This window comes from Pseudotabrizicola sp. (assembly GCF_030684215.1).
In the GTDB taxonomy this organism is placed as follows: Bacteria; Pseudomonadota; Alphaproteobacteria; order Rhodobacterales; family Rhodobacteraceae; genus Pseudotabrizicola.
Genome location: NZ_JAUXOV010000038.1, coordinates 1 through 25,356, shown reverse-complemented (window position 1 = coordinate 25,356; position 25,356 = coordinate 1). Strand labels below are relative to the sequence as shown.

General features: G+C 61.0%; 31 protein-coding genes and 1 tRNA gene. 24 read left to right on the top strand and 8 right to left on the bottom strand.

Annotation, left to right across the window (positions count from 1 at the left end):
* The first annotated feature begins 2 nt into the window (after positions 1–2).
* The 6 genes from proS (at position 3) to Q8K08_RS06405 (ending at position 5,305) form a co-directional block, all read left to right on the top strand.
* Positions 3–1,343, top strand: a complete 1,341-nt coding sequence (gene proS, locus Q8K08_RS06430; protein WP_304802703.1) for a proline--tRNA ligase — start codon at positions 3–5, stop codon at positions 1,341–1,343.
* A 43-nt stretch (positions 1,344–1,386) separates the two neighbouring features.
* Complete coding sequence (locus Q8K08_RS06425; protein WP_305249547.1) at positions 1,387–2,037, top strand: ThuA domain-containing protein; 651 nt, start codon at positions 1,387–1,389, stop codon at positions 2,035–2,037.
* Between the two features lie 108 nt (positions 2,038–2,145).
* A complete protein-coding gene (locus tag Q8K08_RS06420; protein ID WP_305249546.1) occupies positions 2,146–2,778 on the top strand; it encodes a hemolysin III family protein in 633 nt (210 codons plus the stop codon).
* 98 nt (positions 2,779–2,876) lie between these two features.
* Positions 2,877–4,160: a lipoprotein-releasing ABC transporter permease subunit gene (locus tag Q8K08_RS06415; protein ID WP_304802697.1), complete on the top strand. Its 1,284-nt coding sequence runs from the start codon at positions 2,877–2,879 to the stop codon at positions 4,158–4,160.
* Positions 4,153–4,830 (top strand): ABC transporter ATP-binding protein, encoded by a 678-nt coding sequence (locus Q8K08_RS06410; protein ID WP_304802695.1) that lies wholly within the window; start codon positions 4,153–4,155, stop codon positions 4,828–4,830. The genes Q8K08_RS06415 and Q8K08_RS06410 overlap by 8 nt, the downstream gene beginning before the upstream one ends.
* A gap of 61 nt (positions 4,831–4,891) precedes the next feature.
* Positions 4,892–5,305 (top strand): cytochrome c, encoded by a 414-nt coding sequence (locus tag Q8K08_RS06405; RefSeq protein ID WP_304802693.1) that lies wholly within the window; start codon positions 4,892–4,894, stop codon positions 5,303–5,305.
* On the opposite strand, the gene Q8K08_RS06400 is transcribed toward Q8K08_RS06405, so the two are convergent.
* From Q8K08_RS06400 to parE, 4 genes are all read right to left on the bottom strand, one after another.
* Positions 5,306–5,998 carry a DUF1194 domain-containing protein gene (locus Q8K08_RS06400; RefSeq protein WP_305249544.1) on the bottom strand — a complete coding sequence of 231 codons (693 nt, stop codon included), beginning with the start codon at positions 5,996–5,998 and terminating at the stop codon, positions 5,306–5,308. It lies immediately after the preceding gene.
* A 108-nt stretch (positions 5,999–6,106) separates the two neighbouring features.
* Entirely contained in the window at positions 6,107–6,238 is a 132-nt protein-coding gene (locus Q8K08_RS06395) for a hypothetical protein (RefSeq protein WP_304802689.1), read from the bottom strand.
* A gap of 334 nt (positions 6,239–6,572) precedes the next feature.
* Positions 6,573–7,217, bottom strand: a complete 645-nt coding sequence (locus tag Q8K08_RS06390; protein ID WP_305249543.1) for a hypothetical protein — start codon at positions 7,215–7,217, stop codon at positions 6,573–6,575.
* A 12-nt stretch (positions 7,218–7,229) separates the two neighbouring features.
* Positions 7,230–9,185: a DNA topoisomerase IV subunit B gene (gene parE / locus Q8K08_RS06385; protein ID WP_304802684.1), complete on the bottom strand. Its 1,956-nt coding sequence runs from the start codon at positions 9,183–9,185 to the stop codon at positions 7,230–7,232.
* Between the two features lie 136 nt (positions 9,186–9,321).
* Between parE and Q8K08_RS06380 the strand changes: the two genes are divergently transcribed.
* A complete protein-coding gene (locus Q8K08_RS06380) occupies positions 9,322–10,218 on the top strand; it encodes an NAD(P)-dependent oxidoreductase (RefSeq protein WP_304802682.1) in 897 nt (298 codons plus the stop codon).
* Positions 10,219–10,417: 199 nt separating this feature from the next.
* Here Q8K08_RS06380 and Q8K08_RS06375 read toward each other — a convergent pair whose 3' ends face one another.
* On the bottom strand, positions 10,418–11,074 hold the full coding sequence (locus tag Q8K08_RS06375) for a glutathione S-transferase family protein (protein ID WP_304802680.1): 657 nt from the start codon (positions 11,072–11,074) through the stop codon (positions 10,418–10,420).
* A gap of 217 nt (positions 11,075–11,291) precedes the next feature.
* Between Q8K08_RS06375 and ppk2 the strand changes: the two genes are divergently transcribed.
* From ppk2 to Q8K08_RS06340, 7 genes are all read left to right on the top strand, one after another.
* Complete coding sequence (gene ppk2 / locus Q8K08_RS06370) at positions 11,292–12,287, top strand: polyphosphate kinase 2 (protein ID WP_305249542.1); 996 nt, start codon at positions 11,292–11,294, stop codon at positions 12,285–12,287.
* Between the two features lie 95 nt (positions 12,288–12,382).
* On the top strand, positions 12,383–13,036 hold the full coding sequence (locus tag Q8K08_RS06365; protein WP_305249541.1) for a DUF1007 family protein: 654 nt from the start codon (positions 12,383–12,385) through the stop codon (positions 13,034–13,036).
* Positions 13,024–13,989 (top strand): nickel/cobalt transporter, encoded by a 966-nt coding sequence (locus Q8K08_RS06360; RefSeq protein ID WP_304804028.1) that lies wholly within the window; start codon positions 13,024–13,026, stop codon positions 13,987–13,989. The genes Q8K08_RS06365 and Q8K08_RS06360 overlap by 13 nt, the downstream gene beginning before the upstream one ends.
* 75 nt (positions 13,990–14,064) lie before the next feature.
* Positions 14,065–15,402: an MATE family efflux transporter gene (locus Q8K08_RS06355; protein ID WP_305249540.1), complete on the top strand. Its 1,338-nt coding sequence runs from the start codon at positions 14,065–14,067 to the stop codon at positions 15,400–15,402.
* Positions 15,403–15,522: 120 nt separating this feature from the next.
* On the top strand, positions 15,523–16,824 hold the full coding sequence (gene hisD / locus Q8K08_RS06350; protein ID WP_304804251.1) for a histidinol dehydrogenase: 1,302 nt from the start codon (positions 15,523–15,525) through the stop codon (positions 16,822–16,824).
* 72 nt (positions 16,825–16,896) lie between these two features.
* Positions 16,897–17,388: a UPF0262 family protein gene (locus Q8K08_RS06345; RefSeq protein ID WP_305249539.1), complete on the top strand. Its 492-nt coding sequence runs from the start codon at positions 16,897–16,899 to the stop codon at positions 17,386–17,388.
* A 4-nt stretch (positions 17,389–17,392) separates the two neighbouring features.
* Positions 17,393–17,863, top strand: a complete 471-nt coding sequence (locus Q8K08_RS06340) for a low molecular weight phosphatase family protein (protein WP_304804247.1) — start codon at positions 17,393–17,395, stop codon at positions 17,861–17,863.
* Between the two features lie 22 nt (positions 17,864–17,885).
* Here the strand turns inward: Q8K08_RS06340 and Q8K08_RS21955 are convergent, their stop codons facing one another.
* Both Q8K08_RS21955 and Q8K08_RS06330 read right to left on the bottom strand, forming a co-directional pair.
* Entirely contained in the window at positions 17,886–18,299 is a 414-nt protein-coding gene (locus tag Q8K08_RS21955) for a DUF6636 domain-containing protein (RefSeq protein WP_322573296.1), read from the bottom strand.
* Between the two features lie 46 nt (positions 18,300–18,345).
* Positions 18,346–18,771: a helix-turn-helix domain-containing protein gene (locus Q8K08_RS06330; protein WP_304804243.1), complete on the bottom strand. Its 426-nt coding sequence runs from the start codon at positions 18,769–18,771 to the stop codon at positions 18,346–18,348.
* A 100-nt stretch (positions 18,772–18,871) separates the two neighbouring features.
* Between Q8K08_RS06330 and Q8K08_RS06325 the strand changes: the two genes are divergently transcribed.
* The 10 genes from Q8K08_RS06325 (at position 18,872) to Q8K08_RS06280 (ending at position 24,984) form a co-directional block, all read left to right on the top strand.
* Positions 18,872–19,714, top strand: coding sequence for an SDR family oxidoreductase (locus Q8K08_RS06325; protein ID WP_305249537.1), 843 nt, complete (start codon positions 18,872–18,874; stop codon positions 19,712–19,714).
* 121 nt (positions 19,715–19,835) lie between these two features.
* Positions 19,836–20,240, top strand: a complete 405-nt coding sequence (locus Q8K08_RS06320; RefSeq protein WP_304797878.1) for a ketosteroid isomerase-related protein — start codon at positions 19,836–19,838, stop codon at positions 20,238–20,240.
* Positions 20,237–20,845, top strand: coding sequence for a GNAT family N-acetyltransferase (locus Q8K08_RS06315; RefSeq protein ID WP_305249536.1), 609 nt, complete (start codon positions 20,237–20,239; stop codon positions 20,843–20,845). Before Q8K08_RS06320 ends, Q8K08_RS06315 begins: the two co-directional genes overlap by 4 nt.
* Positions 20,842–21,723, top strand: coding sequence for a carbon-nitrogen hydrolase family protein (locus tag Q8K08_RS06310; RefSeq protein ID WP_305249535.1), 882 nt, complete (start codon positions 20,842–20,844; stop codon positions 21,721–21,723). Before Q8K08_RS06315 ends, Q8K08_RS06310 begins: the two co-directional genes overlap by 4 nt.
* A 166-nt stretch (positions 21,724–21,889) precedes the next feature.
* On the top strand, positions 21,890–22,108 hold the full coding sequence (infA, locus tag Q8K08_RS06305) for a translation initiation factor IF-1 (RefSeq protein WP_054005112.1): 219 nt from the start codon (positions 21,890–21,892) through the stop codon (positions 22,106–22,108).
* Between the two features lies 1 nt (position 22,109).
* Positions 22,110–22,685, top strand: a complete 576-nt coding sequence (locus Q8K08_RS06300; protein ID WP_304797889.1) for a nucleoside triphosphate pyrophosphatase — start codon at positions 22,110–22,112, stop codon at positions 22,683–22,685.
* The gene (locus Q8K08_RS06295; protein ID WP_304797891.1) at positions 22,682–23,731 is read left to right on the top strand and encodes a ribonuclease E/G; all 1,050 of its coding nucleotides are present in this window, start codon (positions 22,682–22,684) and stop codon (positions 23,729–23,731) included. Before Q8K08_RS06300 ends, Q8K08_RS06295 begins: the two co-directional genes overlap by 4 nt.
* On the top strand, positions 23,728–23,907 hold the full coding sequence (locus tag Q8K08_RS06290) for a DNA gyrase inhibitor YacG (protein WP_304797893.1): 180 nt from the start codon (positions 23,728–23,730) through the stop codon (positions 23,905–23,907). Before Q8K08_RS06295 ends, Q8K08_RS06290 begins: the two co-directional genes overlap by 4 nt.
* A 104-nt stretch (positions 23,908–24,011) precedes the next feature.
* Positions 24,012–24,087, top strand: a tRNA-Phe gene (locus Q8K08_RS06285).
* Positions 24,088–24,285: 198 nt separating this feature from the next.
* Positions 24,286–24,984: a hypothetical protein gene (locus Q8K08_RS06280; protein WP_305249534.1), complete on the top strand. Its 699-nt coding sequence runs from the start codon at positions 24,286–24,288 to the stop codon at positions 24,982–24,984.
* A gap of 263 nt (positions 24,985–25,247) precedes the next feature.
* On the opposite strand, the gene Q8K08_RS06275 is transcribed toward Q8K08_RS06280, so the two are convergent.
* The coding region (locus Q8K08_RS06275) for a transposase domain-containing protein (protein WP_305249673.1) at positions 25,248–25,356 on the bottom strand (109 nt) is incomplete at its 5' end.

Genomic DNA, 25,356 nt, shown 5'->3' with positions numbered 1-25,356 from the left:
TCATGCGTCTCTCCCGATACTTCCTCCCCGTCCTCAAGGAAAACCCCTCCGAGGCCCAGATCGTCAGTCACCGCTACATGCTGCGGGCAGGCATGATCAAGCAGCAGGCGGCGGGCATCTATTCCTGGCTGCCGCTGGGGTATCGGGTGTTGAAGCGCATTGAGCAGATCGTGCATGAGGAACAGGCGCGTGCCGGGCATATTCCATTGTTGATGCCGACCCTGCAGCCCGCCGACCTGTGGCGCGAGTCCGGGCGCTATGATGATTACGGACAGGAAATGCTGCGGATCAAGGACCGGCATGACCGCGACATGCTGTTCGGGCCCACCAATGAGGAGATGATCACCGACATCTTCCGCTCCCATGTCGGAAGCTACAAAGACCTGCCGATGACACTGTATCACATCCAGTGGAAGTTCCGCGACGAGATGCGGCCCCGGTTTGGCGTGATGCGCGGGCGCGAGTTTCTGATGAAGGACGGCTATAACTTCGACATCGACAAGGATGCAGCCTTGCATGCCTATAACCGTCACATGGTCAGCTACCTGCGGACCTATGAACGCATGGGCCTGACCGCCATTCCGATGCGTGCGGCGAGCGGCCCGATCGGTGGCGACAACACCCATGAGTTCCTCGTGCTGGCCAGCACCGGCGAGTCCGAGGTGTTCTATGATGCTGCCGTGACTGATCTGAAGCTGGGCGAACGCGAGGTCGATTTCGACAATCGCGCCGAGGTGGCCGGGATTTGCGGCGAGTTCACCGCGCTATACGCCCGCACGGACGAGACCCACGATGCCGCCCTGTTCGACCAGATCCCGGAAGAGCGCCGCAAGGTGGGCCGAGGCATCGAGGTGGGGCAGATTTTCTACTTCGGCACAAAGTATTCAGAAGCAATGGGCGCCACTGTGGTCACGCCTGACGGGTCCAAAGTGCCAGTGGAAATGGGCTCGCATGGGATCGGCGTAAGCCGCCTGCTGGGCGCGATCATTGAGGCGAGCCATGACGACAAGGGCATTATCTGGCCCGAAGGCGTCACGCCGTTCCCGGTTGGGATTGTGAACCTCAAGCAAGGGGATGCCAGCACCGATCTGGCCTGCGAAGGGTTGTATAAGGCGCTGGCGGCCAAGGGGCTGGAGGCATTGTACGATGATCGCGAGGAACGCGCTGGCGCAAAGTTTGCCACGATGGACCTGATCGGCCTGCCGTGGCGCATCACCGTTGGCCCGCGCGGACTGGCCAATGGCGTGGTGGAACTGACCAACCGCCGCACAGGCGTTTCCGAGGAGATGTCGGCCGAGGCCGCTGTGGACCGGATCGCGCAGATTTACGAGGCGCATCGCTGAGGGCAGCCCCCGAGAGTATTCGGGCCAAGATGAAGGGGACAACATGGCACGCGCACTGATCACTTGGGGCGGATGGGACGGGCATCAGCCGGATGTGGTGGCGGCTCTGTTTGCCGGATGGCTGCGAGAGGCTGGCATGGAGGTAGAGGTCACCGACACGCTGACCTGCTTTGATGATCCGGCGCGGCTGGAGGAGCTTAGCCTGATCGTGCCGGTCTGGACGATGTCAGAGATCGGCAAAGAACAGGCAGAGCACGCCGCGGCTGCGGTCGCGGCGGGCGTTGGGCTGGCGGGATGTCATGGCGGGATGTGCGATGCCTTTCGTGCCAACGTGACATGGCAGTTCATGACCGGGGCGCAATGGGTGGCGCATCCGGGAGATGATGGCGTGCGCTACGATGTGCGGATGGTCAGCGACGATGCGCTGGTGGCGGGGATCGGTGATTTCGGGGTCGAGACAGAGCAATACTATCTGCACATCGACCCAGCGGTGAAGGTTCATGCCGTTTGCGACTTCCCGCTTGTCGAAGGCCCACATTCGCCCAACGGCCCGGTTCAGATGCCGGTGGTCTTTACCAAGCGTTGGGGGCAGGGGCGGGTTTATTACAACGCGCTGGGCCATCAGGCCAACGTCATCGAGCATGGCTCTGCGGCCGAACTGATGAAGCGCGGGCTGCTCTGGGCGGCGCGCTGACGCAACGTCAGACCACTGGTGGATTGACGCGGCACGCCTGAGGGCGATCTTAAAGAGCGCCCTTAACTCGGATTTGCCATGTCATTGCCCAGCGACCACCCCAGAATGATGAAACGCGCGTTCACTCTTGGCGAATTGGTGGCAGATGGTGTGGTGCACACGCTGGCCTTGCTGGTCGGCCTTATTTCTTTTTCAGCGCTGCTCTATCATGTGCTGGTGCGGGCCGAATTCGGCCTGTTTGCCGCGCTGGCGGTTTACGCAGCCGGATTTTTCCTGATGTTTGGTTTTTCGCTGGCCTATAACATGGCGCCGCCCTCTGCCTTGAAATGGATGTTGCGCAGGTTTGACCACTCGGCGATTTATGTCATGATTGCAGGGACATATACGGCGATTCTTGCGCAGTTTGATCCGTCATTGATGGTCTGGGCGCTGGGGGCCGTGGTTTGGGCCGGGGCGGTGCTGGGTGTTGTCGTCAAGCTGGCGCTGCCGGGACGGTATGACCGGCTGTCGGTGCTGGCCTATATTGCGCTGGGCTGGATGGGGGTGCTGGCCATCGGGCCCGCGCGCGAGTCTTTGCCGGGTGTGTCGCTGTGGCTGATCGTGCTGGGTGGGCTTGCCTATGTTGGTGGGGTCGCGTTTTACAAATGGCACCGGCTGCGGTTTCACAACGCAATTTGGCATCTGTGCGTGGCGGTTGCGGCGGGGCTGCACTTTGCCGCCATTGCAATTGCGGTGGGCTGAGGCGCGCATCCCGCCGAAGTGAGCGCGTACCGGGCCGCCAAGCCTTGACGCCGTCCGCGTCTGGCGACACTGTCCGCGCGAACAAAGACAGAGCAGATATGCCCCAGACAGCCCCCTTTTCCCGCTTTGAACGGATGATTGCATGGCGCTACTTGCGTGCCAAAAAAGCCGAAGGTGGGGTCAGCGTGATGACCTGGATCAGCTTGATCGGCATTACTTTGGCCGTGTTTGCGCTGATTGCCACGCTGTCGGTGCGGGCCGGGTTCAGGGCCGAGTTTGTTGACACCATCCTTGGCGCGAATGCCCATGTGACCGTCTATTCCGCTGGGCGGGCGGATGAATATGGCAATCTGATCAAGGGCTTTTCTGATTACACCGAACGGGCCGCCGCTTTGGCGGCTGTGCCGGGCGTCACCCGGGCCGCGCCGATGATCCGGGGCCAAGTCATGGTCGCCAGTCAAGGCGCGACCAACGGGGCCGAGGTTTACGGCCTGTCGGCGGATGACCTCAAATCCATTCCGCGTGTTGGTCTGGGCGCCGATGCCTATGGCGATATCGAGCGGTTTGACGAGGGCGTGGCCATCGGGTCGGTTCTCGCGCGCGAACTTGGGGTGACGGTGGGCGAACGGGTGCGTGTGATCTCTCCCGATGGGGTGAAAACCGCCTTTGGCAGCAGCCCGCGCGTCAATGCCTATGAAGTGGTCTATATCTTCACTGCTGGGCGCTATGACATCGACAAGACCCGGCTCTATATGCCCTTTGCCGAGGCGCAGAGCTATTTCAACCGAGAAGGCCTCGCCGATGAGTTTGAGGTGATGGTCAGTCAGCCCGATGCGATCGACCGCTATGCCGGGCCCTTGCTGCAAGCGGGGGGCGATGACGCGATCCTGTGGACATGGCGCGACTCATCGGGCGCGTTTTTGCGTGCGTTGGATGTCGAGGACAACATCATGTTCGTTATCCTGTCGATCCTTGTGCTGATCGCCACGATGAACATCATTTCGGGCCTGATCATGTTGGTGAAAAACAAAGGCCGCGACATTGGCATCTTGCGGACCATTGGCCTGACCGAAGGCGCTGTGTTGCGGATTTTCTTCATGTGCGGCGCGTTCACCGGGATTGTCGGCACCGTGCTTGGCGTGGTTCTGGGCTGCCTGTTCGCGCTGTATATCGACCCGATCTTTTCGGCGGTGAACTATCTGGCGGGCGGCGGGGTCTGGGATCCGTCGATCCGGGGCATTTATGCACTGCCCGCCAAGCTCCAGCTGGCTGATGTGCTGTCTGCCGTGTCGCTGTCGTTGGGCCTGTCGTTCATTGTCACGATCTTTCCGGCCCGCCGTGCCGCCCGGATGAACCCGGTGGAGGCGCTGCGCTATGAGTGAACTGGCACTGGATCTTTCGGGGATCGAGAAGACGTACAACGCAGGGAAACCGTCAGAAGTGATGGTCCTGCGCGGGGCGACGCTGGCGGTCAAGCCGGGTGAGGTGGTGGCGCTGGTGGCACCCTCGGGCGCGGGGAAGTCGACGTTGCTGCACATTGCTGGGCTTCTGGACACGCCCGATGCCGGGCAGGTGCGGCTTAACGGGCGCGAGATGAACGGGCTGGCCGACAAAACAAGGACCGAGGTGCGCCGCGCCGATGTCGGCTTTATCTACCAGTTCCACCACCTGCTGCCCGAGTTTTCGGCGCTGGAAAACATTGTGATTCCGCAGCTTGCCAATGGGGTGGATGAGGCAGTGGCAAAGGCCCGCGCGATGGATCTGCTGACCCGCGTTGGGGTGGGGCCGCGCGCCGATCACCGCCCGGCGGCCCTGTCTGGTGGCGAGCAGCAGCGGGTGGCGTTCTGCCGCGCCATGGCCAATGCGCCGCGCTTGTTGTTGGCCGATGAGCCGACGGGAAACCTTGATCCGGCAACCTCGGATCAGGTCTTCGGCGCGCTGATGGATCTGGTGCGCGCGACCGGGCTGGCGGCCCTGATCGCCACCCATAACATGGAGCTTGCGGCCCGGATGGACCGGATTGTGCGGCTTGATCAGGGGCGCGTCGCCTGAGGCCTTGTGCTAGGGCGGCGGCCCTGTCACCCTATGGGTCAATTCCGAAAAGGAGACCGCCATGGCGCAGTCGTTGCCCATCATTTCCACGTTCGCAGCGCTTGCCCTTGGGGCCTGTGTGATTGCAGCGACGCCAGAACCTGTGCCGACCGGGGAGCAGGACTTTACCGATTTCTGTGCCAGCTGTCATGGGATCTCTGGCAAGGGTAGTGGCGAGGTGGCAGCCACCCTGTCAAAACGCCCTGCCGATCTGACCCGGCTGGCGCGGCGCAATGGCGGCACCTTTCCGACGACGCAGGTCATGGCCAAGATCTGGGGATATACGGGCGGCAAGGCCGACGGCGTGATGCCAAACTTTGGCCCCCTGCTCGACAGCGAGACGGTGCCTTATGACGGGGGAGATGGCATCATGACGCCCACGCCGATCAGGCTGGTTCAGATTGCCGAGCATTTGCAAAGGCTTCAGGTCAAGTAATCAGGACTGATCCGCTTGGGCCAGGTCCATCCCCTTGGGCGTCCCTGCAATCTCCAGCACCAGTTTGCGACGAACGGCGGCGGCAAATGTGTCACGGCTGGTGGCAGCCACGACGAAAGCACCGGGGCCGCCGATGATCATGGCCTCATAGGCCAGCGCAAGATCCTGCGCGCGACCATCGCGCAGGATGGGCAGGCCGTTGATGGTGATGCCTGCCGCCAGCACCTCGGCGCGCGCATCCGCAATACGGGGGCCAGAGAAATTACCGACCGAGTCGCTGGAAAAGTCGATCACTTGGCGCAGGCTGGTGATCTGGTTGTCCTCGATCAGCCGCTTTCCCTCCAACAGCGCAGCACCAATCGCGTTGCGGCCAGTGGCAAGGCGCGGCGGTATCAGCAGGCGGGCGGCGAAGTCTTGCGCCGCCTCTGGCCCGTCAATCACCGCCCAGTCCACCACCACCACCTGGTTGGCCGCCCATTCGACATAGGTGACTGCAATGGTCCCGGTGAGGGTGGATGAGATGGCGTAAAGCACATCGGGGTGGGTGATTGCTGTGGCGTAGCCCTGACGCTGGAACTCGATCTCTTCCTGATCAATCGAGCCGGAGGCGTCGGCCAGCAGCACAAGCTCCAGATCCACCTCTTGCGCGAGGGCGGGCAGAGTCAGGAACAACAGGGGGATCATCCATCGCATGGCTCAAGGGTAGCGCGGTTGGGTGTGGCGCATGATCACGTTGGCGTGTGGCAGGGGGTGCATTGGTTGGGGGGAAGGCGGGGTAAACCCCGCCCTACCACACCGGGCCTATTTGACCCGCTTGCCCGCAATGGTGGTGCCATCCTTGGACAACCCCGAATTGGCGGTGGCCAGAACCTTGACAACCTCTTTCTTGGGCTTTTTGGTTTCCTTGTTGCCCTTGTTTTTCTCTTTTCCCATGGCGTTCCCTTTCCTGCCGAGGTTCCCGCCAGCCCATGCCGGAAGGATCGCTGCACACTGGCCCCATGGGCGCAGCAGGCATCAGGGGTGCCCCGGTGGTTGGGGCGGAGCCTGTGGGATTAAGATGGGGGTTTGGGGGAGGGAAGGCAAGGTGGAGCGGAGTTGGCGGTGGTTCGGTGGGTGCGTTTATCGGTGAAAGCTTAAGGACCCTTTCGAGGGCTGTGGCGTCAGCCCATAAAGCTTTTTCACTTTTTCCCCAAGGTGCCGCGAAGAGCGCAAAGGTGGCAGCGTGTGACCAGCCCGTCGCCACCACAAAATACAATGCATCTTTAATTTAATCATTCAGCCCCTTGAGTATGTCCGATATTTTATCAAAATTTGCTACAAAATGAGTTCCTGCGGCACCTAATACCAACCAAACTATCCGGTCCTTGTTTCGGCTCCAAAAATTATCTTGTTTTCTCGAAAATACTTTTGGTATAAATAAACGGTTTTCAAAAGTAAATGTGATTATAGTGACTAATATCACTCCAATTATAAGTGCGACCACAAACTCGGAGAAGGTGTAATTTGCGGAGAAAATCAGTAAAACGGCTGAACAAATCGAGATTGCACTCCAATACGTCCGGGCATCGTGGAAATTTTGCCACCACGGTTCGTGTGTCTCAAGTTCTGATGCAATCGAATATGCTAGAGCGCGATCATCCTCTTTAAACTCAATTTCCTTGGAATACTTATTTTTTTTAATTCTTACGCTTCCGATCGAAGCGGTAAAATTGAGGGAAAACAGGTGGTTGTTTTCCATGAAATCCTTGCTTCCCTCAAGCAAAATTATCTCATTGGGAATTTTTTCGATCTCTGCTTTGATTGGAGTGTCAGGAGATTCCGCTTTTATGAAGATTTCGACTAACTCTCGGCTATTGATCCAAAATTTCGGTAAGCGCATCGCGCTTGTATCTGATCGCTTTATTGTCCGCATTGGAGGCCCCCCTCAAACATCCAACTCCTCCACAAACCGAGCATTCTCCTGAATATACTGAAAGCGCAGTTCCGGTTTTTTGCCCATCAGGCGTTCCACCAGATCACCCGTCATCCCCGGTTCATCCTCGTCAATCGTCACGCGGATCAGTTTGCGGCTGGCGGGGTTCATCGTGGTTTCTTTCAGGTCTTTGGCGTCCATCTCGCCCAGACCTTTGAACCGTTGTACGTCGATTTTACCCTTTCCGCCCAACCCCTTGGCAAGCCAGATGTCTTTTTCGACGTCATCTGCCACATACATCCGGCGCGCGCCTTGGGTCAGCCGGTAAAGTGGGGGGCAGGCCAGATACAGGTGACCCTTGTCGATCAGCGGGCGCATCTGGGTAAAGAAAAACGTCATCAGCAGGCTGGCGATATGGGCGCCGTCAACATCGGCGTCAGTCATGATGATGATCTTGTCATAGCGCAGATCGTCGACGTTGAATTTGGTGCCCATCTGGACGCCAAGTGCCTCGCAGATGTCGCGGATCTCTGAATTGTCATGCAGCTTATTTGAGGCCGCGCCCAGCACGTTCAGGATCTTGCCCTTGAGCGGCAACAGCGCCTGCGTTTCGCGCGAGCGGGCGCCTTTGGCGGAGCCGCCCGCCGAGTCGCCCTCGACAATGAACAGCTCGGTGCCCTCGCGGTTTTTCGCGGTGCAATCGGTCAGCTTGCCGGGCAGGCGCAGTTTTTTGGTCGCGGATTTGCGGGCGGTTTCTTTCTCCATCCGGCGACGCAGACGCTCATCCGCGCGCAGGATCAGGAAATCGAGGATCGCGCCCGCCGATTTCGGATCTGCCGCCAGCCATGTATCAAAGTGGTCGCGCACGGCCAGTTCGACAAAGCGCGCGGCTTCCTCGGTCGCCAGGCGGTCCTTGGTCTGGCCCACGAATTGTGGCTCGCGGATGAAGCACGACACCAGGGCGCAGCCCCCGGTCAGGAGGTCGTCGCGGGTGATCTGATCGGCCTTGCGGTTCTTGACCCGCTCACCATAGGCACGGATGCCTTTGAGGATGGCGGCCCAGAAGCCGCTCTCGTGGGTGCCGCCTTCGGGGGTGGGGACGGTGTTACAGTAGGACTGGATGAAGCCGTCGCGGGCAGGGGTCCAGTTGATCGCCCATTCGACCGAGCCGGGGACGTTGAATTTCTCGGTAAAGCCGACTTTGCCGGCAAAGGGGCGGTCGGCGTAGGTGGTGGATTTCGCGAGTGTGTCGGTCAGGTAATCGGCAAGGCCGCCGGGGAAGTGGAAGGTGGCTTCCAGCGGGGTTTCCCCATCGTTGACAGCGGTTTTCCAGCGGATTTCCACGCCGGAGAACAAATAAGCCTTTGACCGCGCTGCCTTGAGCATGCGGGCGGGCTTTAGCATCAGGCTGCCGAAGATTTCCGGGTCGGGGTGGAAGGTAACTGTGGTACCGCGCCGGTTAGGGGCGGGGCCGACCTTTGTGACCGGGCCTTGCGGGATGCCGCGTGAAAACTCCTGCACGTAAAGCTCGCGGTTGCGGGCGACTTCCACCCGCATGTGGTCCGACAGCGCGTTGACCACTGATGCGCCCACTCCGTGCAGACCGCCCGAGGTGGCATAGGCGTCGCCGCCAAACTTGCCGCCTGCATGCAGGGTGCACAGAATGACTTCGAGTGCGGATTTGCCGGGGAATTTCGGGTGCGGATCTACCGGGATGCCGCGGCCGTTGTCGCGGATGGTGACGGTATTTCCGATCTGCAGTTCAATCTCGATGCGGGTGGCGTGACCTGCGACCGCCTCATCCATCGCGTTATCAAGGATTTCGGCGACAAGGTGGTGCAGGGCGCGCTCATCGGTGCCGCCGATATACATGCCAGGACGCTTGCGGACAGGCTCCAACCCTTCGAGCACCTCGATGGAGGACGCATCATAGGTGGGTGTCGCTGCGGACAGTAGGTCGTTGGCCATGGCATGCTCGATTCTTGTTCTGGGTCAGGGCGTGCGTGCATTAGATCACCTGCAGGGCGGGGGACGCAAGATGTTGGGGCATTGTCAGGGCAGTCCGCCTGCCCTAGGTCTTGGGGCGCAACAGGGAGGAAATGGCATGCGGGTATTTTTCACGGGCGGATCAGGCAAGGCGGGAAAACATGTGATCCCGTATCTGGTGGCGCAGGGGCACAGGGTGCTGAATTTTGACCGTGTGCCGTTGGGCGGGGCTGGGGTGCATGATCTGCTGGGCGATATCACCGATGCGGGCCAGGTCTATTCGGCGCTAAATTCCCATGCGGGGTATGACGAGCTGGAAACCGGGCAGGGCGCGCGGGCGTTTGATGCAGTTGTGCATTTTGCCGCCGTGCCGCGCATGATGATGTGCCCCGATACCGAAACGTGGCGGGTGAACGTGGTGGGCACCTATAACGTGATCGAGGCAGCGGTGAAGCTGGGCATCCGCAAGGTGATTGTAGCGTCATCCGAGACCACCTATGGCATCTGCTTTGCCGATGGGGTGACAGACCCGCATAGGCTCCCGCTGACCGAGGACTATGACATCGACCCGATGGATACCTACGGCACGTCAAAGAAGGTGAACGAAGTCACAGCGCGCAGCTTTGCCCAGCGGTCGGGTGCCGATATCTACGCGCTGCGGATTGGCAATGTGGTAGAACCCCACGAATATGAAACCCTGTTCCCGCAGTATTTTGCCACCCCCGAGGTGCGGCGCAGAAATGCGTTCAATTATGTCGATGCCCGCGATCTGGGGCAGATCGTTGATTTGTGCCTGAAAAATGATGGTCTGGGCTATCAGGTGTTTAACGCCTGCAACTCGACCAACGGCATGAACATTCCCAACGCAGACCTGCTGGCTCGGTTTTTCCCCAATGTGCCGGTTACCGAAAAGCTTGGCCCATGGGACAGCCTGATGTCGAACCGCAAGATCCGCGATGTGCTTGGTTTTCACGATGCCCACGACTGGCGCGAAGCCCTGCCTGACCACGGTTGATCTGCCTGACGACGCATGATCTGATTGAGCGGCTGCGCCGCATTGTTTTTATCTCGTCGCGCGGGCTGCGCCGCGTCTTCTCGGGGCTGCGCTCCGCTTGGGAGTATTTGCGCCAAGATGAAAGCGAGACTTTGTCTTGGTCATTCATCTTGGCAAGAATTCTCCGGGGAGAGGAGCGCGAAGCGCGGGGGGGGCCGCCCTACTCGGGTTCCGCTGCGCGCTTTGACCAGACAGTGTTGAACGCCGGTCGGCTTTGGGCTGCACTGAGCCAGCGGGCAGTTTTGGGGAAATCACTGAGCAGTGGGCCATAGGACTGGCCGTAGCGCAAGCATTCGGCGACCATGATGTCGGCGACGGTAAAGCGGTTCATCAGCCAGTCGCTGGTCGCCAGATGCGACTCCAGCCGGGCGAGGGGGCGTTTGAGTTTTTCGGCGGCGAGGCGGATGATGCCTTGGCCTGTTGGCGTGTCGGCTTGTCCATCGCGGCCAGTATACAGGATTTCGATAGCTGCGGGCTCCACGGCTGTTGCTGCAAACAGTGCCCATTGTTCCATCACCGAGGCCTCGTCATCCGATGCGGGGCCCAGGGTGCCTCCGTATTTGCGTGCGATATGCAGGCAGATAGCGAGGGATTCACTCAGCAGCAGGGCGCCGTCGCGCATGGCAGGCACCTGACCCAGCGGGTTGACGGCGAGGTAGTCCGGCATTGCTGTGTTCAGCGGGGCGCCCGGTGTGGATGTGCCTGTCAGGCGGTAGGCCTGTATCACCGGCACATGGGTAAAGGGTGCGCCACATTCTTCCAGCACCCAAAGCGGGCGGATCGCGCGGGAACGGTAAACGCCATAGATCGTCAGCATGAATAGTATCCTTTTGAGGTGGGGCGATAGCAGCACGCTGCGGGTGGGCGGGCAAGGCCAGAGTGGCCGGATATTGATGCGGTATGCTGCGGCCGTTTTCAATGTTCGGATGTTGACGCGCTGTGGTGCAGATCTGTGGGGCGGAGTTGACGGGGATCAAGGTCTGGAGGTGCAGCATCTGCTAGATTTGAGGGATCAGGAAAGCAAAGGATCAAGGATGACCGAGACAACCACCCCTTCCGGTTTTGTGACCGAGGCCGATGCGCCATTTGCCGATGTGCAGCAGGAGGCGCCGCTCCTTGCTCAGGAGGTGCCGCCAAGTGATGTTGCAGATTTGCCTGCAGGGCCACGCAGTTTTCCGGTGACCGAGGCCAGTATCGCGCGGGTGTTCGAGGCAGGGCGTTATCCTTATGCCCGCCCGATGGCGCGGCGGCAATATGAGGCGCAAAAGGCTCTGTTGCAGGCTGAGTTGCTGAAGGTGCAGATATGGGCGCAAGAGACTGGGCAGAAGTTTGTCATTCTTATGGAAGGGCGCGATGCGGCTGGCAAGGGCGGCACGATTAAGCGATTCATGGAGCATCTGAACCCCCGTTATGCGCGGGTTGTGGCCTTGACCAAGCCGTCTGACACCGAGCGGGGGCAGTGGTTTTTTCAGCGCTACATCCAGCACTTACCCACCAGTGGTGAGATCGTTTTCTTTGACCGCAGTTGGTATAACCGCGCCGGGGTAGAGCGGGTGATGGGGTTTTGCAGTCCGTCAGAGTATCTGGAATTCATGCGCGAAGTGCCGGAATTGGAGCGGATGCTGGCCCGGTCCGGCACGCAGCTTTACAAATACTGGTTTTCGGTCACCCAAGATGAGCAGCGCAGGCGGTTCAAGCAGCGCGAGACTGACCCCTTGAAGATGTGGAAACTGTCGCCGATCGACAAGGCGTCGTTGGACAAATGGGATGAGTATACCGAGGCCAAGGAGGCGATGTTCTTTTACACCGATACCGCTGATGCGCCTTGGGTCGTCGTCAAATCGGATGACAAAAAACGCGCGCGGCTTAATTGCATGCAGCACTTTTTGTCGACGCTGGAATATCCGGGCAAGGATCACGCAGTTGTTGGGGCCTTTGATCCGTTGATCATCGGGCGGGCGGCTCAGGTGATTGGCGGGGCTGGGCATAGCGCGGACCGGGTGGCGCATCCGGTTTTGCGCAAGGGCTAGGCAGGCGGTTTTGGCCGCGCGCCTTTCTGCCAAGGCCCGCAGCTTGTCACCGTCGACCCATGGCATGTGCTGCGGGCATGGTTTAGTCTGCCGAAATGCGCTGTGGTTTTGCCCTTTTGATCGGATTTGCCTGTTGTGGCCCTGTGGCTGCTGTGGCCCATCCGCATGTGTTCATTGATGCCACGATTGAGGTGATCTTTGACGCCGAAGGTCGGGCCGAGGCGGTGCGCATCGGCTGGAAATACGATTCGCTGTTTTCGATGACCTATGTGGCCGAGCAGGGGCTGGACCCTGACTTTGACGGGGAATTGACCCCGGAGGAAGAGGCAGCCTTGGCCGGGTTTGACATGGACTGGCATGCAGAGTTTGCGGGTGACACCTATGCGCTGCTGGGCGAGGTGCCTTTGGCATTGTCACGGCCGCAGGAACCGACAGCCGAATATCGCGACGGCAGTCTGATCTCGACCCATCTGCGACGGTTGGCCGAGCCTGTGGTGATGGGGGCCGAGGATCTGGTGGTGCAGGTTTATGATCCGTCGTTCTACACGTCCTATCTGATCGCAGACACTCCGGTTCTGACCGGGGCTGATGGGTGTCGGGTGCAGGTCTATGAGCCGGACCGCGAGGCGGCCGATGCGCGGTTGCAGGCGGCGCTGGATGAATTGGCGGGCGGCGAGGATGCCGAGAGTGAGTTTCCGGCAATCGGCAGTGCCTATGCCGAGGAGGCGCGGATCACATGCGCGCGCTGACCGGGCCATGGCGGGTGCTGGCGTTGGCTGGGCTGGCGGTGGCGCTGGTGCTGGCGGGGCTTTGGGCAACCGGGGCGATGGCGCCCGTCGCGCGCTGGGCGGGTGCGCAGCAACGTGAGGTGCAAGAGGCGCTGGCGGGCGCGGTGCGCGCGCTGCGGGCTGGGAAACCGGGGGCGTGGTCGGCGCTGCTGACGGTGTGTTTCGCCTATGGATTTTTCCACGCGGTCGGGCCGGGGCATGGCAAGGCGGTGATCGGCGGCTATGGCATGGCGCGGCGGGTGCGGTTTCGTACGCTGGCGGGGCTGGCTTTGGCCTCGTCCTTGGCGCAGGCGGCTGTGGCGGTGGTGCTGGTTGCGGGCGGGGCCTTTGCGCTGGGGTGGACCCGGCCCCGGATGGAGGGCTTTGCCGAAACCGCGATGATGCCTGTGTCTCATGCGCTGGTGGCGGGGTTGGGGCTATGGCTGGTCTGGCGCGGCGCGCGCGGGCTGACTGCGCTGAGTGTGTCGCAAGATGCCCATGGCCATCATCCTGCTGCACAGGGGCATGAGGACAACCTCCATCACGATCACCATCACCATCACGTTGAGGATGCCTGTGGCTGCGGCCATTCGCATGCACCGAGTGTGGCGCAGGTGGCGCAAGTCACATCCTTGCGTGATGCGGCAATGTTGATTGGCGCGATTGCGCTGCGGCCCTGTTCAGGCGCGCTGTTTTTGTTGATCCTGACCTTCGCGATGGGGATAGGCTGGGCCGGGGTCCTGGGCACTTTTGCCATGGGTCTGGGCACCGCAAGTGTGACGGTGATGGTGGCTGCCATGGCTTATTGGGCGCGTGAGGGGGCACTTGCGGCCCTGCCTGGCGCGGGCTTGGCGCGGCTGCTTCCGGGGGTGGAACTGGTGGCGGGGGCGGTGATTGCAGGGGTGTCGCTGATGCTGCTGGCCGGGTCGCTCTGACGCTTGCCTCTGGCAAGCGCGCGGCGTATCGCTGATGCCATGACATCCGCACCCTTCTTATCTCCCGCGCCGTCCATGACTGCGGCGGATCATGCCCGCGCCACGCTTGCGTTGGGCCTGCCGCTGATTGGCAGCCATGTTGCCCAGTTTGGTCTGCATGTGACCGACACGATCATGCTGGGGTGGTATGGTGTGGTGCCGCTGGCGGCGGGGGTTTTGGGGGCATCCAGCTTTTTTGTGCTGTTCATCATGGGATCTGGCTTTGCCAAGGCGGTGATGCCGATGGTCGCCAATGCCCAAGGGCAGGGCGACGAGGTGCAGGTGCGCCGGGTGGCCCGGATGGGGCTGTGGCTGTCGATCCTGTTCGGTTTGCTGATCTATCCGATGTTCTGGTGGTCCGAGGCGCTGTTGCTGGCGCTGGGGCAGGCGACGGATGTATCTGCTCTGGGGCAATCCTATCTGCGGATTGCCGGGCTGGGGATGATCCCTGCATTGCTGGTGATGGTGCTGAAAAGCTATCTGGCTGCGCTGGGCCGGACGCAGGTTGTGCTGTGGGTGACGGTGGTTGCCGTGCCGCTGAACGCCGCGATCAACTGGGCGCTGATCTTTGGCAATTGGGGCGCGCCCGAGATGGGGGTGGCAGGCGCCGCAGTGGCGACGGTGGTGATCCAGATCGCATCCTTGCTGTTCTTGTGCCTCTACGCGGGGTTTCTGCCAAGCCTGCGCCGGTATCAGCTGTTCATCCGCTTCTGGCGGCCCGATTGGGACGCGTTTGCATCGGTGTTCCGTCTGGGCTGGCCGATGGGACTTACCGGACTGGCGGAAAGTGGGCTGTTTCAGGCATCAGCCTTGATGATGGGCTGGATCGGCACGGTGGAGTTGGCCGCGCATGGCATCGCGCTGGAGATCACGGCGCTGACTTTCATGGTGCATGTGGGCCTGTCGAATGCGGTGACAGTGCGCACCGGGCGGTTTGATGGTGCGGCAGACTACGCCGGAATGCGGCTGGGGGCCAAGGTGGCGATTGGCCTGTCGGTGGTGTTTGCTGCCATTACGGTGGCGATTTTCCTGACGTTTCCCGAGCCGCTGATTTCGGTGTTCATCGATCCGGCAGAGCCCGCGCGGGCCACGATCCTTGCGGTTGGCACCGCTCTTCTGGTCTGTGCCGCGCTGTTCCAGATCGCGGATTCGATGCAGGTGATGGCGCTGGGTCTTCTTGCGGGGGTGCAAGATACCCGCGTGCCTATGATCTATGCCGCCATCAGCTATTGGCTGATCGGGATGCCCGCGAGTTACATTCTTGCCTTTCCGCTGGGGTTTGGCGCAGTGGGGCTGTGGTTGGGACTGGTCATTGGACTTGCCTGTGCGGCCATCAGTCTGATGGCGCGATTTTGGATGCGCCTGCCAAAGTAAGGGGCTTTGCCCCTCGCCTGCGGCTCCCCCCAGAGTAATTGGGCCAAGATTAAGGGGCTTTGCGCTTGAGAGCGGGCAGGGCGCGCGCTATCTGGGGCGGGTTCGTGAAGGAGTGCTGCCATGCCTATGTTCCTGTCCTCGCTGGATGCTGATTTCGAGCAGCACTTTGCCGAGCTGTTGGGGATGAAGCGCGAAGAGGCCGAAGATGTTGATCAGGCTGTGGCCGGGATCATTGCCGATGTGCGCGCGCGTGGGGATGCGGCGGTTCTGGAGCTGACGGCGCGCTATGACCGGCTGACGCTGACGGCGGAGGGCATGGCGTTTTCGGCGGCCGAGATTGCGGCTGAGATTGCACGCGTGTCGCGCGAGGACCGGGCGGCGCTGGAATTGGCGGCAGAGCGGATCTGGGCCTATCACGCGCGGCAGCGGCCCGAGGATGCAAGCTGGACAGATGCGGCGGGGGCCACGCTGGGCTGGCGTTGGACGCCGGTATCAGCTGCGGGGCTGTATGTGCCGGGGGGGCTGGCATCTTATCCGTCGAGCGTTTTGATGAACGCGATCCCGGCCAAGGTGGCGGGGGTCGGGCGGCTGGTGGTGACCTGCCCCACGCCGGACGGGGTGGTAAACCCGCTGGTGCTGCTGGCCGCACAAATTGCCGGGGTGGATGAGGTGTACCGCATTGGCGGCGCGCAGGCGATTGCGGCGCTGGCTTACGGCACGGCGACGATTGCGCCGGTCGACAAGATAACCGGACCGGGCAATGCGTTTGTGGCGGCGGCCAAGCGGCGGGTGTTTGGCCGGGTGGGTATCGACATGATCGCCGGGCCGTCCGAGATTCTGGTGATTGCCGATGCGGGCAATGACCCGGACTGGATCGCGCTGGACCTGTTGTCGCAAGCCGAGCATGACCAGAGCGCGCAGGCCATTTTGATCACCACTGATGCGGATTTGGGTGCTGCTGTGGTGGCGGCGGTTGAGGCGCGGCTGGAAACGCTGGAACGGCGCGCAATTGCCGGGGCGTCATGGCGTGACAACGGTGCGGTGATTGTGGTGGAGGATCTGGCGCAGGCGGCGGCGTTAGCCAATCGCATCGCGCCCGAGCATCTGGAGATCATGGTCGAGGATTGCGAGGCTTTGGCAGCACAGATCCCGCATGCGGGGGCGATTTTCCTAGGGCCGTGGACGCCTGAGGCGATTGGCGATTATGTCGGTGGGCCGAACCATGTGCTGCCCACAGCACGCTCGGCGCGGTTTTCCAGCGGGCTGAATGTGCTCGATTTCATGAAGCGCACCACCATGGCGCGGATGACCCCCGAGGCGCTGAAGGCGATTGGCCCCAGTGCCGAGCGGCTGGCGATCAGTGAGAGCCTTGAGGCGCATGGCCTGAGCGTGCGGGCGCGGTTGGACCGGCTGAACGGGTGAGAAACCGCAACAGGCTTGCGCCGCGTGCGCGGGTCGGGCATCACCAGAGCAACAGAGAGCAAGGCCGACCTCATGACCAACCCTGCGACCAACCGCATCTGCCAGATCGAGATCGACGACAAAGGTCTTGCCCGCCCGACACCAGAGATCGAGCAGGAGCGCCGGGTGGCGATCTTTGATTTGCTGGAGGAGAACGCCTTTGGCCTGCCTGCGCGGGAGGGCCGGCCGGTTCCGCCGGGGCCGTACCGGCTTGGCCTTGCGATCCGCGAAGGGCGGCTGGTGTTTGATGTAGGCTCGGAGTCGGGAGAGACGGTGGGGGCGTTCCACCTGTCTCTCGGGCCGTTCCGGCAAGTGGTGAAAGATTACTTCCAGATATGCGAGTCGTATTTTGAGGCGGTCAAGCGCTTGCCGCCCAGCCAGATCGAGGCGATCGATATGGCCCGGCGCGGCATCCACAATGAGGGCGCGCGGGTGTTGCAGGAACGTCTGGAGGGCAAGGCCGAGGTGGATACCGATACGGCCCGGCGCCTCTTTACGCTGATCTGCGTTTTGCACTGGGGGTAAGTCTTTGGACGGTTTTCCCCAGTCTGTATTGTTTTGCTGTGACCACAATGCCGTGCGGTCGCCCATGGCCGAAGGGTTGATGAAGAAGTTCTACGGCCAACGCGCCTATGTTCAGTCGGCCGGGGTCCGCAACGATATGGAGGTGGACGGCTTTTCTGTTGCCGTCTGTCAGGAGTTGGGGATCGAACTGGCGCGGCATCGCAGCCGCAGTTTTGATGAAATGCAGGAATGGGGGGATGATCTATCGCAATTTGACCTGATCATTGCGCTTTCGCCTGCCAGCCAGCGCATGGCGCTGGAGCTGACGCGGCATTTTCATCTGGATATCGAATACTGGCCTATCCTTGATCCAACAGGGCTTGGCGAGTCGCGTGATCATAAGCTGTCGGCCTATCGTCAGGCGCGCGATCAGATCCGCGACCGGATGATTGGCCGGTTCGGGGCCCCGACCGAAGACAGCACAGCATTGGCCTGAGCGGCGGTGGAGTTGGGGTCGATCACTGCACGGTGCGTTTCGCGCGCGACAGAAAGAAGCCATGGCCATCGGCATTCTTGCATGAAAAGCCGGTGCGCTCCGACAGGCAGGTGATGCCGTCAAAGCGGCCCGTAACCCCGTAATCTGCAATTTCAACATGGCGCGCGGTGTTCCTGGGACCGGGTCCACCGCATGTCATTGTCACCGGACCGCGTTCTGTCATTGAAAAATGATGGCCCCATGGGCCGCTGCACCCTGCCGGACGTGGTCGGGGGTCGGGCCCTGTTTTCTCATGAATGACGCAGAGGATATCAGAGGGGCCTTCGCCCATCCCGACACTACATTCTATGTTGCGGCTGGGCGTGCTGAAGGGAAGGACATCGGCCCCAGCAGGCGGCGTCAAAAGCAAAAACGGGATCAGGACGAAAGCGCGCATCTGTTTCCTCCTTTTTGAACTGCCGTACAACGTAATCTTGCCCCGGTCATGTGACCGCAATTAATGCACTCTGCACCGGGCTTTGCGCTGATTGCGGTGGAGACGGGCAGATTTTCGACAAATTCGCCTCAATCCATCCGGTCAGCGCCATGACTGGCACAGCCGCCTCTGTGCCAAGCGGTGTCAGGCTGTAGATGACATGCGGCGGCACCACATCGCGCGCGACGCGCAGCACAAAGCCATCTGCCTCCAGTTGCTGAAGGGTCTGGGCCAGCATCCGCTCGCTGACGCCCGCAATGCGACGGCGTAACTGGGCAAAGCGGTGCGGCCCTGTGGCAAGCGTCACCATGACAAGGGTGCCCCATTTGCTGGTCAAATGTTGCAAAATCACGCGAGACGGGCAGTCGGCGGCCAGAACATTGCCGGTTTTCCAACGCGAAATCAGGACATGTGCGGTGTCGGAAGGGGTCATGTGCGCCTCTGCGGTATACTAACAAAAATGTATGTACTTACGTTTCGTAAGTAAAGATTTATTCTGATGTCATCAATCAACCAAACACTGGATAGCCCCCATGACCACCATCGCCATCACCGGAGCCACCGGTCAACTTGGCCGCCTTGCCATTGCTGCCCTTCTCGCCCGTGGCATCTCGCCAATTGCTCTTGCCCGCAGCCCACAAAAGGCCGCAGACCTTGGAACAGAGGCGCGCACGTTTGACTACACCGCCCCGGATGCCGCAGCACTGAAGGGCGTCGATGTTCTGGTGCTGATCTCATCGAGCGACTTTGACGACCGTGCGGGCCAGCACCGAAATGTCATCGCGGCGGCAGAGGCGGCGGGGGTTGGCCGGGTGATCTACACCTCTTTGCTGAAAGGCGATGCCTCGCCTATGCAGCTTGCGGCAGACCACATTGCGACCGAGGCGGCGCTGAAGGCTTCGGGCCTGACGTATACCATCCTGCGCAATGGCTGGTATCTGGAAAACCTGACCGGATCATTGGGTGCGGTCCTGGCGCATGGCGCGGTGATCGGCTCTGCGGGTGAAGGCCGCCTTTCTGCCGCCGCGCGCGTTGACTATGCCGAGGCCATTGCGGCAACAGCCACGACGTCGGGCCATGACAATGCGGTCTACGAACTCGCAGGCGACAGCGCCTTTACAATGGCCGAATTTGCCGCCGAACTGGGCCGCCAGTCTGGCAAGACCCTGCGTTATGACAGCCTGCCAGAAGCAACCTATGCCGACATCCTCATCGGTTTTGGCCTGCCCGAAGGCTTTGCCCGCATCCTTGCCAACAGCGACGCCCATGCCGCCACGGGCGCGCTGCACGACGACAGCCGCACCTTGTCGCGCCTGATCGGTCGCCCGACCACCTCTCTTGCAGATGCGATCAAACAGGCACTCGCAAGCCTCTGATCATTGCTGCTTTTGCAATACTCCGGGGGTGTGGGGGCTGGCCCCCACCCCTCCGCCAGCCAAAAGCTGCTGGCCATCCGGAACAATGCCGTTATCGTGCGGTCAAAACCCGGAGCCTGCCATGTCTGATGCTGAAGCCACCCTCAAAGCCTATTACGCTGCGTTCAACGCGGGCGATCCTGCCGGAATGCTGGCGCTTGTCACCGATGATGTCGAGCATCGGGTGAATGAGGGTGGTATCCGCCTCGGGCGCGAGAAACTCGCCGAATTCTGCGCGCATATGGGGGTCAGCTACCGTGAGCAATTGCACGATCTGATGATCTTTACCTCTCCTGATGGCGCGCGCGGGGCGGCGGAATTCACCGTGCATGGTGAATATCTGCAGACCGATCCGGGCCTGCCCGAAGCGCGGGGCCAGCGCTATGTTCTGCCTGCGGGGGCTTTTTTTGATCTGCGGGATGGCAAGATTTCCCGCATCACCACGTTTTACAATCTGTCGGACTGGGTGGCGATGGTGTCGGCATGAGCAGAGACGACCTGCCGCCGGGAATCACCTTGCGCGCCTTGCAGGGCGCAGAGTTGGAGCGCCACCTTGATGCGGTGGCCGGGCTGCGGATCGCGGTATTCCGCGACTGGCCGTATCTGTACGACGGCTCGCTGGCCTATGAGCGTGACTATTTGCAGACCTACCGCGAGTCGGCGCAGGCTTTGCTGGTTGGCGCGTTTGACGGGGATCGGTTGGTCGGGGCCTCGACCTCGACCCCGATGGAGGATCACGCGGCGGAATTCGCGGCCCCCCTCGCTGGGCTTGGCCTGCCGTTGACCACAATCCTGTATGGCGCGGAATCGGTGGTGTTGCCCGACTATCGCGGGCTTGGACTGGGCCACCGGTTCTTTGATCTGCGCGAGGATCACGCCCGCGCCTTGGGGCGCAGCCATGTAGCCTATTGCTCGGTTCAGCGCCCCGAGCATCACCCGGCACGGCCCACGCAGTACCGCACCAATGATGCCTTCTGGCTGGGGCGTGGCTATGCACCCTTGCCCGGAGTGATTGCCGAATTTTCATGGCGTGATGTCGGCGATGCGGATGAGAGCAAGAAGCCCCTGCAATTCTGGATGCGTGAACTATGACAAGCTTTACCCTCGCTGCGGCGGCCTATGACCTGACATGGTTTGATCAGTTTGATGACCACGCCGCCAAGCTGTCCGCTTGGGTCGCGCAAGCTGCGGGGCAGGGGGCCAAGCTGCTGGTGTTCCCGGAATATGGCGCGATGGAGTTGTGCAGTCTGGGTGGCCGTGCGATTGCGGCGGATCTGGAGGCATCTTTGCACGAGGTGGCGCGCCATGGTCCGGCCACTGACGCGCTGCATCAGGAACTTGCGCGCCAGCACGATTGCCTGATCCTTGGCGCGTCGCGGCCGTTTTTCACGGGTGCGCGCCCAGTGAACCGCGCCACGCTCTATGCGCCGGACGGGATCATCGGGCATCAGGATAAGCAGATCATGACCCGGTTTGAACGAGAGCAGTGGGATGTGGTTGCGGGGCAGGGGTTGACTCCGTTTGACACCGATCTGGGCCGAATTGGGGTAATCATCTGTTACGACAGCGAGTTTCCGCTTTTGGGTCGGCATCTTGTGGATCAAGGGGCCGAGATTTTGCTGGCCCCGTCCTGCACCGACTCCCTTGCCGGGTTTTCGCGTGTTCGGATCGGGTCAATGGCGCGGGCGCTTGAAAATCAATGCGTGGTAGCGCATGCGCCCACGGTTGGCCCGTGTGATTTCTGCCCCGCGGTGGATGAAAATGTGGGTTCAGCCTCGATCTACGGGCCGCCCGATACCGGGTTTCCGCCCACCGGGATATTGGCGGAAACCACGTTGAACGCGCCCGGTTGGGCGGTGGCCGAAGTGAGCCTTGACGCCATTCGCCATGTGCGGCGCGATGGGCGGGTGCTGAACCATCTGCACTGGAAAGAACAGGCGGCACGCACGGGGGTCGATCTTCGCGCCTGACGGCGCTGCGCGCTTGGCGATACGCCCGGCTGGCCAAGCGAAGCGGTCTGTCACGGCCGATGAGCATTGCCAGACCGGAGAATCCTCTTGAAAACCCCGAGAATCAGGCGCATATGCGCCGCACATGGCCTGCGGTTCCCGCGGGCTCATATTTATTGGAGTGACCATGGCCAAGGAAGACATTCTCGAATTCCCCGGTGTCGTCAAGGAACTCCTGCCGAATGCGACATTCAAGGTTGAACTCGATAATGGCCATGAATTGATCGCAGTGATGGCAGGCAAGATGCGCAAGAACCGCATCCGGGTTCTTGCAGGCGACAAGGTGCAGGTGGAAATGACCCCGTATGACCTGTCAAAAGGCCGTATCAACTACCGCTTCAAGTAAATTGCGGTTGATCCTTGGTTCCGCAAGCCCGCGCCGGAAAGAGCTTCTGGCGCAGCTTGGACTGACGCCCGACGCCATCCTGCCCCCCGACATCGTTGAGGACCCGCACCCCCGCGAATTGCCACGCCCCTATTGCGCGCGGCTTGCGCGGGAAAAGGTGCTTGCGGTCGAGGCCGGGCCGGAAGATGTGGTCATCTGTGCGGATACCACGGTGGCGCTTGGCCGCCGCATCCTTGGCAAGCCCGCCAATGCGGGTGAGGCGGCGGCGTTTCTGACGCTGCTGGGCGGGCGTCGGCATGAGGTGATTACCGCCGTTGCCGTGCGTCGCGGCGACCGTATCCTGACGCGCGAGTCTGTAAGCGCAGTCAAGATGAAGCGGCTGTCGGATGCTGAATTGAATGCCTATCTTGCCTCGGGTGAGTGGCAGGGCAAGGCGGGCGGTTACGGCATTCAAGGGTTGGCCGGGGCATTCATGCCGTGGATTCAGGGAAGTTTCACCGGGATCATGGGGCTGCCCGTCGCAGAAACAGCGGTTTTGCTGGAGGCCATTGGCTATCCGGTCTGGAGGCAGGCATGAAGGGTCGGGTTGTTATCCTCGACGATATCGACGGGCGGCAGGTCGCGGCTTTGGTTGTTGATGGGCGGCTGGAAGAGCTGTCGGTGGACCCAGATACCGATGCGCCGCTGCCGGGGGCGATCTACCGCGCTATTGCGGATCGTCCGGTCAAAGGACAGGGCGGGATTTTCGTCAAGCTGCCCGAAGGATCGGGTTTCTTGCGCCAGATCAGTGGCATTGCGCCCGGTCAGCGCCTTTTGGTGCAGGTGTCCGGCCCCGCCGAACCCGGCAAGGCTATTCCGGTCACGGCACGCTTGTTGTTCAAGTCTCGCTTTGCAATCGTAACACCTGACGCACCAGGGCTGAACATCAGCCGCCGCATCCGGGACGAGGCGGTGCGTGACGCGCTGTCTGACATGGCCACTGCTGGCATGGTGGGCGCGTCAGAAACGCTGGGCCTGATCCTGCGGTCGTCCTGTGAAGGTGCCGAACCTGACGCGATTGCCGAAGACATCGCTGCGATGCGCGGGCTTGCCGAGGCGGTGCTGCTGGACATCAAAGGCGAGGCCGAACTGTTGGTCGATGGCCCCGGCGCGCATGACCTTGCGTTCCGCGAATGGCTGGACCCTGCCCCGGATGAAGCCGTGATGGAGCCGGGTGGCTTTGCCGAACATGGCGTGGATGAGATGGTGGCGGGCCTGTTGCACGCGCGCGTCGATCTGGTGGGCGGTGGTCACATGATGCTAGAGCCGACCCGCGCGCTGGTCGCCGTTGATGTGAACACCGGGCCGGATACCAGCCCGGCCGCCAGCCTCAAGGTGAATATCGCCGCTGCCCGTGATCTGCCGCGCCAGTTGCGCCTGCGCGGGCTTGGTGGACAGGTGGTGGTGGATTTTGCGCCGATGTCAAAGAAAGACCGCGCCATTCTGGATCAGGTGATCAAGGCCGCGTTCAAGGGCGACGGTGAGGCCAATCTGGCGGGCTGGACCACGCTGGGCCTGTATGAGCTGACCCGCAAGCGCGACCGCCTGCCGTTGGCAGAGGTGGCGGGGGGCATGTTCGCATGACCTGCCCGATCTGCAAGAAAGACACCGACCCGAAGTATCGCCCGTTCTGCTCGCGCCGCTGCGCCGACGTCGATCTGGGCCGTTGGCTCACCGAAAGCTATGCGATTCCAGCGCCGGAGGGCGAGGAAGACACCCCTCCGGAACTGGACGACGAGGACCGTCTTCCCCGACAGTAAGGCAGCAACTAGCCGCGCACGAAAAAGGCGAAAAAGCCTCTGGACAGCCCCGCGCGCCTGACGTATCACCCGCCAACCCAAGCAGAAATGCAGCGGGATCCGGTGCCCGGATAGCTCAGTTGGTAGAGCAGCGGATTGAAAATCCGCGTGTCGGCGGTTCAAATCCGTCTCCGGGCACCACTTAAAGATTTGATTTTTATAAGAGAAGTCACAGTGCAGTGTGTGTACTGGCTTGTTGCTGGGGGCACGATGGTCGACTCGCGAACAAAGCAGCCAATCGGAAGCATATCTTGAGTGCATTTGGCGTGTCGCGAGGATTTACAGTGTCGCCCCTGTACAGTCCTTCGTATCATGGTTCTATTGGCGGCATCTTTATAAATGCTCGAGGCTGTACAAAGGTCATCCAAATCGCCAAATTGGCAGCTGCTTTACAACTCAAAGTCGCGACTTGCTCAGAGAGACTGGGCCCAAGAGCTAGATGGCCGAACTTTGGATCGCCAGACAGCACTCAGGATGGTAGCAAATGTGCTACGCGACCAATGGCTGAGATTGCCCTCTCCTAGTGATGAAGGATTGGCGCTGCTTGAGGGCATGTTGGCCCTTGATCGATTTGTCAATGAACTACCTGCAAGTGAGAAGGAATACGCGGCAATCGTAGAGAAATCGAAGGATGACTACGGAGCGTTTCAGGCGCTACGGTTCCTTTTGGCAATCAATACGGATGCTTGGTCCGACGCAGTTCGGTCTTGGAAACAGCTATTGTCGATTGGTGCAGTGCAAATACCTCCTCGACCCAAAGGTCCTTCGAAAGCAAGTTACATTTGGCGAGATCGGATAATTCTGAGCCAAATTCAAAACCTTGTAAGTGTTGGGTTTCATGCACAGCGAAATCAAGAGACGGTTGGCGCTACTTCTGCATGTGACGTTATTTCAGAGGCGACTCACATGATTGGTACCGGCCATAGCATGAATTACGGAGCAGTCGAGGCGATCTGGAAAAAGCGAGCTGATCTTCAGCTGCCGATTGCGGCCGCAAGTCTTTTCAAAATCGATCCCGCCTCTTATCGGAAAAGTTAGACCTATATCGTTTTCCATGCGCCATTTGGGAGAAAGTGGCACTGCCTGATTACACATGATCAGGAGTGAAACATGTCCGCACCCCCAACCCGATTGGTGCCGCACGGAGCGAACAGGCAAAACGGCAGGAGGCAAGACGTAAAGCACGTCATGCGGAACGGAGTTGGCAGGAAGCCCGGCCCATCATTGGCACGGCAGCGGAACGCTATCTGCGTGGGGCGCACGGTATCATCTGTAAGCGTTCGCGGGGCATCACGGCTTGCCTAGCTTGACGGCTTGAAGTTCCACGGCATGAGATCATTGAGGCGGCTTTGGGGATGGCCGTTGGCAATCGCGGTCAGGGTGGCCTTGAGGTAGGCGAAGGGTTCGACG

Excerpts from the sequence above, each read along its gene's own strand:
- Q8K08_RS06420 (WP_305249546.1), top strand. The coding sequence starts at position 2,146 with ATGAAACGCGCGTTCACTCTTGGCGAATTGGTGGCAGATGGTGTGGTG.
- Q8K08_RS06315 (WP_305249536.1), top strand. The coding sequence starts at position 20,237 with ATGAGCAGAGACGACCTGCCGCCGGGAATCACCTTGCGCGCCTTGCAG.
- Q8K08_RS06390 (WP_305249543.1), bottom strand. The coding sequence starts at position 7,217 with ATGCGGACAATAAAGCGATCAGATACAAGCGCGATGCGCTTACCGAAA.
- Q8K08_RS21955 (WP_322573296.1), bottom strand. The coding sequence starts at position 18,299 with ATGCGCGCTTTCGTCCTGATCCCGTTTTTGCTTTTGACGCCGCCTGCT.
- Q8K08_RS06360 (WP_304804028.1), top strand. The coding sequence starts at position 13,024 with ATGCGCGCGCTGACCGGGCCATGGCGGGTGCTGGCGTTGGCTGGGCTG.
- Q8K08_RS06330 (WP_304804243.1), bottom strand. The coding sequence starts at position 18,771 with ATGACCCCTTCCGACACCGCACATGTCCTGATTTCGCGTTGGAAAACC.
- Q8K08_RS06395 (WP_304802689.1), bottom strand. The coding sequence starts at position 6,238 with ATGGGAAAAGAGAAAAACAAGGGCAACAAGGAAACCAAAAAGCCCAAG.
- Q8K08_RS06425 (WP_305249547.1), top strand. The coding sequence starts at position 1,387 with ATGGCACGCGCACTGATCACTTGGGGCGGATGGGACGGGCATCAGCCG.
- proS (WP_304802703.1), top strand. The coding sequence starts at position 3 with ATGCGTCTCTCCCGATACTTCCTCCCCGTCCTCAAGGAAAACCCCTCC.
- Q8K08_RS06320 (WP_304797878.1), top strand. The coding sequence starts at position 19,836 with ATGTCTGATGCTGAAGCCACCCTCAAAGCCTATTACGCTGCGTTCAAC.
- Q8K08_RS06415 (WP_304802697.1), top strand. The coding sequence starts at position 2,877 with ATGCCCCAGACAGCCCCCTTTTCCCGCTTTGAACGGATGATTGCATGG.
- Q8K08_RS06290 (WP_304797893.1), top strand. The coding sequence starts at position 23,728 with ATGACCTGCCCGATCTGCAAGAAAGACACCGACCCGAAGTATCGCCCG.
- hisD (WP_304804251.1), top strand. The coding sequence starts at position 15,523 with ATGCCTATGTTCCTGTCCTCGCTGGATGCTGATTTCGAGCAGCACTTT.
- Q8K08_RS06400 (WP_305249544.1), bottom strand. The coding sequence starts at position 5,998 with ATGCGATGGATGATCCCCCTGTTGTTCCTGACTCTGCCCGCCCTCGCG.
- ppk2 (WP_305249542.1), top strand. The coding sequence starts at position 11,292 with ATGACCGAGACAACCACCCCTTCCGGTTTTGTGACCGAGGCCGATGCG.
- Q8K08_RS06295 (WP_304797891.1), top strand. The coding sequence starts at position 22,682 with ATGAAGGGTCGGGTTGTTATCCTCGACGATATCGACGGGCGGCAGGTC.
- Q8K08_RS06365 (WP_305249541.1), top strand. The coding sequence starts at position 12,383 with ATGCGCTGTGGTTTTGCCCTTTTGATCGGATTTGCCTGTTGTGGCCCT.
- Q8K08_RS06310 (WP_305249535.1), top strand. The coding sequence starts at position 20,842 with ATGACAAGCTTTACCCTCGCTGCGGCGGCCTATGACCTGACATGGTTT.
- parE (WP_304802684.1), bottom strand. The coding sequence starts at position 9,185 with ATGGCCAACGACCTACTGTCCGCAGCGACACCCACCTATGATGCGTCC.
- Q8K08_RS06380 (WP_304802682.1), top strand. The coding sequence starts at position 9,322 with ATGCGGGTATTTTTCACGGGCGGATCAGGCAAGGCGGGAAAACATGTG.
- infA (WP_054005112.1), top strand. The coding sequence starts at position 21,890 with ATGGCCAAGGAAGACATTCTCGAATTCCCCGGTGTCGTCAAGGAACTC.
- Q8K08_RS06280 (WP_305249534.1), top strand. The coding sequence starts at position 24,286 with ATGCTCGAGGCTGTACAAAGGTCATCCAAATCGCCAAATTGGCAGCTG.
- Q8K08_RS06405 (WP_304802693.1), top strand. The coding sequence starts at position 4,892 with ATGGCGCAGTCGTTGCCCATCATTTCCACGTTCGCAGCGCTTGCCCTT.
- Q8K08_RS06325 (WP_305249537.1), top strand. The coding sequence starts at position 18,872 with ATGACCACCATCGCCATCACCGGAGCCACCGGTCAACTTGGCCGCCTT.
- Q8K08_RS06345 (WP_305249539.1), top strand. The coding sequence starts at position 16,897 with ATGACCAACCCTGCGACCAACCGCATCTGCCAGATCGAGATCGACGAC.
- Q8K08_RS06410 (WP_304802695.1), top strand. The coding sequence starts at position 4,153 with ATGAGTGAACTGGCACTGGATCTTTCGGGGATCGAGAAGACGTACAAC.
- Q8K08_RS06355 (WP_305249540.1), top strand. The coding sequence starts at position 14,065 with ATGACTGCGGCGGATCATGCCCGCGCCACGCTTGCGTTGGGCCTGCCG.
- Q8K08_RS06375 (WP_304802680.1), bottom strand. The coding sequence starts at position 11,074 with ATGCTGACGATCTATGGCGTTTACCGTTCCCGCGCGATCCGCCCGCTT.